The sequence below is a fragment of the Fulvimonas sp. R45 genome (genome assembly GCF_030504985.1).
Classification (GTDB): Bacteria; Pseudomonadota; Gammaproteobacteria; order Xanthomonadales; family Rhodanobacteraceae; genus Rhodanobacter_A.
The window spans coordinates 108,905-117,976 of record NZ_JASERU010000012.1; the positions used below are offsets into that span (position 1 = coordinate 108,905).

Genomic DNA, 9,072 nt, shown 5'->3' on the forward strand with positions numbered 1-9,072 from the left:
GATTAAACTTGAAGCGTGATGTGCGTCACGCCAGGCGTATTCCATGTCTCACTTGCCGCCGGTGACATCGAGGAACGTGCCGGTGATGAAGGAGGCCTCGGCGCTGGCCAGCCACAGGATCGCTCTCGCCACTTCTTCCGGCTGGCCGCCTCGTCCCATCGGGATCGAGTCCCTGATGCGGTCCACCCGTCCCGGTTCGCCGCCGCTGGCGTGCATGTCGGTGTAGATGTGCCCGGGGCGTACGCAGTTGACGCGAATGCCTTCCCGCGCGACTTCCTTGGCGAAGCCGGTGGTGAAGGTTTCGAGGGCGCCTTTTGAGGCGGCGTAGTCCACGTATTCGTTGGGGCTGCCGAGCCGGGCCGAAGTCGAGGAGATGTTGATCACCGAGCCGCCATGCCCGCCATGGCGGTGAGACATCCGTTTCGCCGCCTGTTGCGCGCAGAGGATGGGGCCGATCGCATTGACCGCGAAGATGCGCTGTATCCGCTCGAACTCCAGGTCTTCGAGCCGGGACTGCCGCGCGATGATCGCGGCGTTGTTCACCAGTACGTCGATCCGGCCGAATGCGCGGTCGATTTCGGCGAACAGCCGGGTGACCTGCTGCGGATCCGCGCTGTCCGCGCGCACGGGTAGGGCACGGCGTCCGGCGGCTTCCACGTCAGACGCCACCGCGAGGGCGGCCGGCTCGTCGGAGACGAAGCTGATCGCCACGTCGTAGCCTTGTGCGGCGGCCAGCCGTGCCGTTGCGGCACCCACGCCGCGGCTTCCGCCCGTGACCAGGATCAACGGGGCCTGCGAAGTGGAACTCATGGGCCTGTCTCCATGGGATGGTGGAATGGCTATCTGGTCGAGCCGGGTCGCTGGTGCGACGCCGCCTCGTCTCACGCGGCCAGGCGTGTGTAACCCAGGCTTACCGGGCATGGGGCTCGGCAAGATCCAGCAGAGTTGTCGGCCCTAGTGCCGGTAATCGCTGCGTTCGTTGAGCAGCGCCACGATGCATGGAACGAGTCGCTTCCGGCGTTCGTGGTAGTCGTGCAGCGCGGCTTTCAGGGCCGGCATGTCGTGCGCCTGCCAGTGCCGGTTCAGCGTCGAGAGTTCTTCGAGGCCGTCCTCGACCAATTCCTGTGTGGCCCAGCGTATCGGCGCCAGTCGATCGTTGGCCAGTCTCACGGCGCGATGCAGGGATGTCCGGGCCGTCACGCTGGCGATCGAGTCGAACAACTGCCATGCCAGTCCGATCAGGTCGGCGTCGGTGGACCCCGGCTGCAGCGATTCCGTCTTGCGGGCTGTCGGCGCCGGGCCTTTGTCGCACGCCATCATCAGCAGGCTTTCCATCCAGTCATAGAGGTCGCGCATGTCGACCTCGGTGAGCAGCGGAACATACAGTCCGTCGCGGGCATGGTCGACGATCAAGGCTTCGCCGACCAGGCGGTACAGGGCGAAGCGAACGGGCGTGGAGCTGATGTGGAACTTTTTCGCAAGCGTGGTGGGATCAAGCCGTTGGCCCGGTGTGTAGGTTCCCGATCGCAACGCGAGCCTGATCTGCTCGTACGCGTACACACTCTTGGAATGGGTCGCATCCATGATTACCCCCTGTCTTTGGATGACACCTCCCACGCCGGAGGGTAGGGATCAGGCGTCATCCGCAGGATTCGACTTTCGTCTATCGGAGCGTGTGCGGAGTACGGAAGCGAGGGAAATATTTCAGGCGAATCAAGCAAGTGAAAACATGTCGCGACGCGATGCGCCAAGAGCCGGGCAGGCGCACTTCTTTTTCGTTTTGCGAGGTCCATCACACAAGCGGAGGGGTGTTGCGCTATCTGCTCGGCCACTTTCCGCGGGTTTGACGCTGACGCCCCTGATCATCGTGGTGCGGGAGGTGTTACGAGAATGGGCGCACTGATGCTGGCGCAGCGCAACTATTACGAAGGCGAACAGCAGCTACGTCGGGCGGCCTACCTGCTGCGCGACATGCAGCGGATGGGCTCTGGCTGGCTCCGCTACTTCAGTACCGTGGACGAGTACCAACGGGCGCGCCGTGGGTCGAAGCGACGTCGCGGTTGATCGAGTACTTTGACCCGCTGGAGCATCGAGGCACAGTGCCAATTGGTCAAGTCGGATCTTTTGCGAGCGATGTGCGATTTCCTGGCTGGAACGGATGGTCATCCAAATTCGCACGTGAGCGAGGACGACGTGACGGATGCAAACATCACTGGCAAGTCAGACTATCTCGTCATGAAAGCTGCAATGGAAAGAGACAGTATCGCCGTGGCCGACGAGCTGTTGGCAAGCAACCACGTGCCGCGCTCGCCGGGTAAGTCTTAGATACTTTTGTATTGGGGGCTGACATGTATTCGTGGAAACGCATCTTTGCTTTCGGCTCAATGAGTCTCTTTGCGATGGGCGCCACGGTAGCGCTGCACGCCGCGACTCCGGCGCAGGGGCGCCTCAATGAGCTGCTGGCATCGTCGCGGACGAAGGCGACACCTTCGTCATCGGACTTGTCAACGTTCAAGGGCCTGGTCTTGCAGTCCGGCTGGCCGACCGAGAAGCTGGTTGGGCCTGATGGAATGAAGGAGGCTGCCCGATTGCTGTTGGCCGAGCAGGCGGACAGTGCTTTCCAAGAAGCGGCGCTGGGGATGTTGATGCAGCGCGTCGGCATCGACGTCAGTGCGCTCGGGTTTGCGGAACTGAACGATCGCATCGAGCAATCGCACGGTCGGCCGCAGCAATTTGGGACGATATTCGTGTCGCAAAGCGGGCAGTATGCATTGCCGCCACAGATAAGCGCCCAGGCCGCGGACAATATGCGTGACAGCATCGGACTCGGGCCGGTGGAGATGGAGCTGCAAACGCTCAACGATCTGGCGGCGGTCGGTGTGCAAAGCCCGCGTGCGGCGGGCACATCTCGGCTTTACCAGCCCAGAGTTGATCCTACGAACCCCCGGCTGCGGGCACGGCTCGCGGCCATGGCCACCCAGGATCAGGCGGATCGGAACGCCGTGTACAAGGCAGGACCCGTTGTGGTGGGTCAGACGGCCGGCAAGGAAGTCCAAAAGATGCTGGCCGATGACAAGGACCATACCGCCGCCATCAAGGCAATCATCGAGAGCGGCGGTTTCCCGAGTGGCAGGGAAGTGGGCCGCGATGGCGTCGAAAACGCCTTTTTGCTGATTCAGCACTCGGCGGACAAGGGGTTCATGAAAGCTTCGGTATCACAGGTGCGGCTGGCCATGTTGCGAGGCGACCTGCCGCGCTCGGAATATGCCAAGTTCGTGGACCGCATCTTGATGCTTGACGGCAAAAACCAGATATACGGATCGCAGTTCCATGTCGTCGATCACAAGATGGTGCCGTACCCCATCGAGGACCCGGCGAATGTGGAAAGTCGCAGACGTGCGATGTACATGCTGCCCTTGAAGGTAAAGCAGGCGGAACTCAGCGCCGCGATGGGGGGCTAGGAAGCAGTGACTTCCGGGAGCGCAGTCGTGCCCCGGTCAATATCACGTGGCGAGCTGAATCATGGGGCGGCTCCCGGCCGGGAACCGCCCATTTTGGCAATGTGCCTCGGCATCCGCGGCGGCGGTGATCGCCTCGCCTGACCTTCACAGGGCCGCTTGGAGGTCCGCCAGCATGATCATCAGGATCAAGGGGTCAAGCGGCGACGGATCGAAGCCGAGCCGTTCGTAGAACGCCTTGGCGTCGGCCGAGAGCGCATGCACCAGCAGGCCGCGCACGCCAATCGCATCGGCCGCCTGGAGAACGCGGCGGCCGGCATCCTGCACCAGGGCACGGCCGAGGCCCTTCCCTTGCTGCGATTGATCCACCGCGAGGCGGCCGAGTACCACCACCGGAATGGGATCCGGCATATTGCGCCGGAATCGGCCCGGCGCGGCATCGACCGCCACGGCACTGGATGCCAGCGCGTAGTAGGCCACGACGCGGGAACCTTCGCAGACGACGAACGTGCGGGATGCTCCGCTGCCTTGATTTTTCAGGGTGCGCCGCTTGAGCCAGGTGTCCAGGGTCTCCACGCCCGAGGGAAAGGGCGCCACATCGTGCTGTGGGCCGAGTGGTTCGGGCGCGGCAAGGGTCATGCCTTGTCCCAGGGGGCGGGGGTCCGCATGGTTTTGCGCAGGCGTTCGTTCGGTTGCGGCGGCATGTCCAGGCGGGCCAGAAAAGCGGCGTAGGCTTTCGCGTCGGCCGTAATGACGGTTTGGTCCAACAGGGCTTCCTCAGCGGCCGCACGTGCAGCGTCCAGCACGAACGAGGTGCGGTTCTTCCCGCGCGCCTTGGCGGCGCGATCGATCAAGCTCCGTTCCTCGGGCTTGATCCGAAGGTTGAGCGTTTCCCGCTTGGGGTGGTCGGTGGTGGTGGCTGGCATGGCGCAGACTCCTGATCTTGGCCTCAGAGCCTGTTCAAGATCTCCCCTTCAGGCCGGGTCTGTTTGCCCACAGGCCGGCGTCATCGCTCCGTCGTGGACGGACGTCCACTCCCTCGCTCTTCCTTGGCCTGCGCGCAAACAGCTCCCGGCGCGGGCCACGGGGAGATTTTGAACAGGCTCTAAGGTCTACCATGATGTAACGACGTCGTCATTACATCGCTGAGGCTCGGGCGTCGGCATGGCAGTCGTCAATGGCCACTTACGGTGCAGAGGGGCGCGGTGCGTCCATAAACGCGAGGCGGAAAGGCTTCGCAACTCAAGCCTGGCAAGCTCATGCCGCAGGCAAATCACATTGGCGCGTCGCCCCTTGAGCTCGCAGACACGGTCTTCCAGCTTTGGCATCGTGCGCTCAGGCTGCGCACGATCAGGAAACCCAGCAACGGGATGACGGCCACGTACAGATATTGCGTCCGTGCCACGCCGATGCCGAACGGGAACCAGATGCCCGGCACGCCGAACGGGTCGAGCAGTTCGCCGCCGAACAGCGTGGCCATGACCGTGGCCAGCGTGACGAGCGCCAGGATCCGCGCAGGACCGTCGCGGGCGACGCGTGCGGCGATCACGACAAGCAGTGCGATGAAGCCGAGCCGGCTGGCGCTCGTCCAACTCGCCGAAGGGAGCTGGCTGCCGATGATGCCGACGACCGCCAGCACGACGGCCAGCACGTCGATGCTCTGCCATGGACGCTGGCACCAGCGGTTCCAGGCCAGTACCCAGGCGGCCATCGTCGGCACCCACATCACCGACGCCAGCCATACATAGGTCGCCAGGCTCTGCAGGTCGGTCCAGGCGACGATCGCATTGTTGAGGCGCCTGGCGGCGGTAAGCGCAAGCGCGGTGCAGGCGAAGGCGAGGAATCCCTTGCGGTTGCTGCGATGCCGGTAGCCGAGCGCCAGGCCGATGAGTGCCAGCATGCCGGCCGGCTCGACCGCGTCGGCGATGTAGCCGGCGATGGTCCGCTGCCATTGCACGCGGTGCAGCGCCTCGGCGGTCGGTTGCGGCGCCAGGATGGGGGCCGTGTGCATGCCGCCGCCGTCCGGGCTGACCCCGGAGATGGGGAGCATGTAGGTGCGCACGGCGAGCACGCCACGGGTGCCTGCCGCGTCGGCGGGAAGGGCGAACCGCAGCGGCCGCGTGCCGACGAGGCGCGGGTCGGGGCCGAGCCTGCCCGAGCCGCCCAGCAGCTGGCCGTTCCAGTACAACTCGTAGCCGTCCTCGACCAGGGTCGGGCCGAGGATGTCCCACGACGCGTGCGTGGCCGGCACCGTCACCGCGCGCCGGTACCAGGCGTAGCCGTGATAGCCGGGGTGGCCGTGCGCCATCCAGCCGCCCACGTAGTCGGGCAGGCCCACGTCGCCGTCGTGGCTGCCCGGCGGGGCGGTCAGGTCGACCGTTTCCCAGCCGCCGTCGTCCATGCCGGGGGCCGCCCAGCGCGGGTCGTCGCCGGTGTGGAACCGCCAGGGGCCGTCGAGCAGGGTGGCGGAGGCGCGCAGCGAAGGCGGGTCGGGACGGCCGCCCATGGCCAGGTCGAAGATTACGAGGACCAACGTCAGCAGCGCCACCAGGGCGATGCCGGCGATCAGCTTGCGTTGCGTCGCGTCGACCGGCGGCACAGGCTCGGATGTCGATGGGGACGTCATGCTGACCTCGGTATCATGGCGGTCGCTATCGGCAAGCAGGCTACCACTCAAAATCATTTTGGTGGTAGCCCACAAGTCATGCCGGATGGAGCAGGACCGCATGTCGCCCGAACACCGCCATCTGCCGCCACGGCCGATCGCCGCCATCCGGCTCGATGGCGGGCGCCTGTGCCTGGATTTCGTCAACACCATCCACGACCGCTACGCGGAGGAAATCGAGGATTACCTGCAGCAGCCGCAGCGCTATATGGAGTGGTGCATTCGCGCCGGCGCGCTGCATCCGGACGACGGCGTCCGCCTGCCGCGCGCCGCGCACAGGCGCACGGCGTTGATGCGTGAGGTGGAAGACCTGCGGCATCACCTGCACGAGCTGTTCGCGGCGCGCGTCGACGGCCTGTCGCCGCCCGCGGATGCGGTGCGCGGTCTTGACCGCTGGCTGCACCTGGCCTGGGCGAGCCAGTCGCTCGGCGCGGACGGGCACCTGCACTGGCACGCCGATGCCCGCGATGCGTGGCTGCCGCTGAAGCGCATCGCGCTGGACGCGCTGGACCTGCTCGGCGATCCGGCCACCTCGCGGCTTCGCCGCTGCGCCAATACCACCTCCTGCGGCTGGCTGTTCCTCGATACCAGCAAGAACCAGCGCCGGCGCTGGTGCGCCATGGAGACCTGCGGCACCATCGAGAAGATGCAGCGTTATCGCCGAGGTCGATGAACGGCGGCGGATGCGCCATCCAGTCGCATGCCCCGATGCCTGCCGGGCCCGCCGGTCATCTGCGGACGCCGGTCCGCGCGTTCAGCGTGCCAGCGCCTCTTCCACCGCGCTGAATGCCGACTTCCCGCCCAAGCGCTCGTCCGGCATGCCGGTGGCGAACCACACCACGCCGGTGCCGTGCTTGCGATCCACCCACAGCCCGGCCTGCAGCCCGTACGCGGAACCGGAATGGCCCACGCGCGGCACGCCGTCGCCGAACGGGTCGTCGCGGCAGCCCTTCACTGGCGTGGCCAGCGTCTGCACCGCCAGGCCGTAGCGGCAGAAGAAACCCTGGTCGACGTCGCCGCCGTCTTCCTCCCAGGTCAGGCCGTCGCCGGGGTGGTATTGCCACTCGGGGGTGACCATCGCCTGGATGGAGCGGGGCTCGAGCAGGCGCCTGCCGTCGATGCTGCCGTTGCCGAGCAGCAACCGGCCGATGCGCGCCAAGCCCCGGGCGGAGATGCGCAGGCCGCCCTGCGGCGAGAACAGCGCGCCGTTTTCGCCGGCGCGCCAGCGCGACAGGTCGCAGCGGCCGTCGCTGGCCGGCGTCACCGGGCAGGCGGGCTTGCGGCCGTGGTTGTCGTCCTTCACCGGCGTGCCGCCGGCGTCGTACAGCACCACCGCGCGGGCGGCGGTGGCGTCGCTGCACAGCGCCCAGTTGAAGCAGGCGTCGATGCCGAGCGGGCGCAGCACCAGGCGTGCCATCAGCTTGTCGAAGCGCTCGCCGGTGGCGCGCTCCATGATCTGCGCCACCAGCGGGAAGTTGAGGTTGGCGTAGCGGAAGTAGCTGCCCGGTGCGTGCTTCGTGTCCCACGCGCGCGGGTCCTCGAGGATGTCGCGCAGCCGGCCGCCCAGCGGCGTCTGCCAGTAGCCGGCGGCGTCGGTGAGGCTGGAGCGGTGCGACAGCAGCATGCGCAGGGTGATCGGCACCTGCGGGAAGGCCGGGTTGCGCAGTCGCCAGCCGAGCAGGGTGGACGCGTCCGCGTCCAGGTCGAGCTTGCCCGCCTCGACCAGCCGCATTACGCCCAGCGTGGTGACCAGCTTGGAGATCGAGGCGATGCGCACCGGGTCGTCGGCGGTGACCTCGCGTCCGGTGGCCTGGTCGGCGTAGCCGTGCACGCGGACGGCGGTGATGCCCTGGCGGTCGAAGGCGACGCGCACGGTGGCGACGGGGCCACCGGCCCACGCATCGGCGCTCAGCAGAAGCAGCAGGCAGACGATCCAGCGCAGGGTCATGGTTCGCTCCACTCGGGAAAGGCGCGGGCGGACACGCCGATGCGGCCCGCCTTGTCCGGTACGGTCGGATCCATTGTGCTGCGCCCGGCGGTGCGGGGCAAAGCCGCCGGGCGGACGCGGGCGGTGCCCCGCTGCCTTGAGCGAATGTCCGCTGCGCGGGCATACCCGTGGGCGTGCCGGTGGAATGGATAGAGCGACGGCCGTTTTTTCCGGAAGCGTCGTTCAACCCTGGCCGACAGGTCGATGCGTGGCGCACGTCCGCGTCACGCGTCTCCGACCGGCACCGCGACAGGATGGATGCGTCTGCGATGTGCAGTCGAACCCGTCGGAGGGCACGTGGACAAGAACCGTACCGAAGGCATGAAACACGAGGTGAAGGGGACGGCCAGGGAAGTGGCCGGCAAGGTCACCGGAAATGTCGGCAAGCAGGTCGAAGGCAACGTGGAAAAGCATGCCGGCAAGCTGCAGCATGCCGTGGGCAAGGCCGCCGACCAGAACCGCAGTGCGGCAGGAAGGCACTCGTCCTAGCCGTCGCCGGCGTTCGCATGACCGAGGCCGGCGAAATTCCGGTGTACGCACTGTCGCCGGATCGGCTCCTCCCCCTGCTTGCAGGGAGAGGTTGGTGCTCCCCAACCCTCCCCTGCACGCAGTGGAGGGAGTTTTCTCCGCAACATCCACCGCGCAAGGCGGTTGCAGCGCACGCCAGGCGGCGCGCGCCAGTCGTCAGGATTTCTTGCCGCCGTGGTCCTGCTTGTTCACCGTGGCCCAGGCGATGCGTTCGGCGGTCTTCCCGGACTTGCCTTCCTTCTTCTCGCTCTGCTCGATGTGCTGCGCCTGGCGCTTCTGCTTGTCGGTGTAGGAGGACTTGTCGCCCTTGGACATGGTCGTGCTCCGGTGGTCTGAGAGCCATGCCTTTCAACGTCTTTTCTCAGCCCAGCCCGTATGCTTGACGCTATCGTCAAGCAAGCGGAGAAGGACCATCTGGCAGGTTGTCGTTGAGA

At 66.4% G+C, this 9,072-nt stretch carries 11 protein-coding genes and 1 pseudogene; 5 read left to right on the forward strand and 7 right to left on the reverse strand.

Annotated elements, in window-relative coordinates:
• Positions 1 to 48: 48 nt before the first annotated feature.
• Together QMK61_RS12085 and QMK61_RS12090 are read right to left on the reverse strand one after the other, a co-directional pair.
• On the reverse strand, positions 49 to 810 hold the full coding sequence (locus tag QMK61_RS12085; RefSeq protein ID WP_302072465.1) for a glucose 1-dehydrogenase: 762 nt from the start codon (positions 808 to 810) through the stop codon (positions 49 to 51).
• Positions 811 to 954: 144 nt separating this feature from the next.
• Complete coding sequence (locus tag QMK61_RS12090; protein WP_302072466.1) at positions 955 to 1,584, reverse strand: GntR family transcriptional regulator; 630 nt, start codon at positions 1,582 to 1,584, stop codon at positions 955 to 957.
• Positions 1,585 to 1,890: 306 nt separating this feature from the next.
• On the opposite strand from QMK61_RS12090, the gene QMK61_RS12095 reads away from it, so the two are divergent.
• The 3 genes from QMK61_RS12095 (at position 1,891) to QMK61_RS12105 (ending at position 3,461) form a co-directional block, all read left to right on the forward strand.
• Positions 1,891 to 2,064 carry a hypothetical protein gene (locus QMK61_RS12095; RefSeq protein WP_302072467.1) on the forward strand — a complete coding sequence of 58 codons (174 nt, stop codon included), beginning with the start codon at positions 1,891 to 1,893 and terminating at the stop codon, positions 2,062 to 2,064.
• Between the two features lie 114 nt (positions 2,065 to 2,178).
• Complete coding sequence (locus QMK61_RS12100) at positions 2,179 to 2,325, forward strand: hypothetical protein (RefSeq protein ID WP_302072468.1); 147 nt, start codon at positions 2,179 to 2,181, stop codon at positions 2,323 to 2,325.
• A 23-nt stretch (positions 2,326 to 2,348) separates the two neighbouring features.
• On the forward strand, positions 2,349 to 3,461 hold the full coding sequence (locus tag QMK61_RS12105; RefSeq protein ID WP_302072469.1) for a DUF6624 domain-containing protein: 1,113 nt from the start codon (positions 2,349 to 2,351) through the stop codon (positions 3,459 to 3,461).
• Between the two features lie 144 nt (positions 3,462 to 3,605).
• Here QMK61_RS12105 and QMK61_RS12110 read toward each other — a convergent pair whose 3' ends face one another.
• From QMK61_RS12110 to QMK61_RS12120, 3 genes are all read right to left on the reverse strand, one after another.
• On the reverse strand, positions 3,606 to 4,097 hold the full coding sequence (locus tag QMK61_RS12110) for a GNAT family N-acetyltransferase (RefSeq protein WP_302072470.1): 492 nt from the start codon (positions 4,095 to 4,097) through the stop codon (positions 3,606 to 3,608).
• Positions 4,094 to 4,384, reverse strand: a complete 291-nt coding sequence (locus QMK61_RS12115) for a DUF1778 domain-containing protein (RefSeq protein WP_302072471.1) — start codon at positions 4,382 to 4,384, stop codon at positions 4,094 to 4,096. The genes QMK61_RS12110 and QMK61_RS12115 overlap by 4 nt, the downstream gene beginning before the upstream one ends.
• Before the next feature lie 347 nt (positions 4,385 to 4,731).
• Positions 4,732 to 6,084 (reverse strand): glycoside hydrolase family 2, encoded by a 1,353-nt coding sequence (locus QMK61_RS12120; RefSeq protein WP_302072472.1) that lies wholly within the window; start codon positions 6,082 to 6,084, stop codon positions 4,732 to 4,734.
• Here QMK61_RS12120 and QMK61_RS12125 point away from each other — a divergent pair.
• Entirely contained in the window at positions 6,083 to 6,796 is a 714-nt protein-coding gene (locus QMK61_RS12125) for an ABATE domain-containing protein (protein WP_302072473.1), read from the forward strand. The genes QMK61_RS12120 and QMK61_RS12125 overlap by 2 nt on opposite strands.
• 81 nt (positions 6,797 to 6,877) lie before the next feature.
• On the opposite strand, the gene QMK61_RS12130 is transcribed toward QMK61_RS12125, so the two are convergent.
• Positions 6,878 to 8,071 carry a serine hydrolase gene (locus tag QMK61_RS12130; protein WP_302072474.1) on the reverse strand — a complete coding sequence of 398 codons (1,194 nt, stop codon included), beginning with the start codon at positions 8,069 to 8,071 and terminating at the stop codon, positions 6,878 to 6,880.
• A 336-nt stretch (positions 8,072 to 8,407) separates the two neighbouring features.
• Here QMK61_RS12130 and QMK61_RS12135 point away from each other — a divergent pair, with 336 nt between their 5' ends.
• Positions 8,408 to 8,599 (forward strand): CsbD family protein, encoded by a 192-nt coding sequence (locus QMK61_RS12135; RefSeq protein ID WP_302072475.1) that lies wholly within the window; start codon positions 8,408 to 8,410, stop codon positions 8,597 to 8,599.
• A gap of 198 nt (positions 8,600 to 8,797) precedes the next feature.
• Here the strand turns inward: QMK61_RS12135 and QMK61_RS12140 are convergent.
• Positions 8,798 to 8,953, reverse strand: a pseudogene (locus tag QMK61_RS12140) (HupB); the annotation flags it as partial.
• Positions 8,954 to 9,072: the final 119 nt, after the last annotated feature.

Bases quoted from the DNA above. Each gene is read 5' to 3' on its own strand.
- QMK61_RS12115 (WP_302072471.1), bottom strand. From the start codon at position 4,384: ATGCCAGCCACCACCACCGACCACCCCAAGCGGGAAACGCTCAACCTT.
- QMK61_RS12120 (WP_302072472.1), bottom strand. From the start codon at position 6,084: ATGACGTCCCCATCGACATCCGAGCCTGTGCCGCCGGTCGACGCGACG.
- QMK61_RS12105 (WP_302072469.1), top strand. From the start codon at position 2,349: ATGTATTCGTGGAAACGCATCTTTGCTTTCGGCTCAATGAGTCTCTTT.
- QMK61_RS12110 (WP_302072470.1), bottom strand. From the start codon at position 4,097: ATGACCCTTGCCGCGCCCGAACCACTCGGCCCACAGCACGATGTGGCG.
- QMK61_RS12125 (WP_302072473.1), top strand. From the start codon at position 6,083: ATGCTGACCTCGGTATCATGGCGGTCGCTATCGGCAAGCAGGCTACCA.
- QMK61_RS12130 (WP_302072474.1), bottom strand. From the start codon at position 8,071: ATGACCCTGCGCTGGATCGTCTGCCTGCTGCTTCTGCTGAGCGCCGAT.
- QMK61_RS12090 (WP_302072466.1), bottom strand. From the start codon at position 1,584: ATGGATGCGACCCATTCCAAGAGTGTGTACGCGTACGAGCAGATCAGG.
- QMK61_RS12095 (WP_302072467.1), top strand. From the start codon at position 1,891: ATGGGCGCACTGATGCTGGCGCAGCGCAACTATTACGAAGGCGAACAG.
- QMK61_RS12085 (WP_302072465.1), bottom strand. From the start codon at position 810: ATGAGTTCCACTTCGCAGGCCCCGTTGATCCTGGTCACGGGCGGAAGC.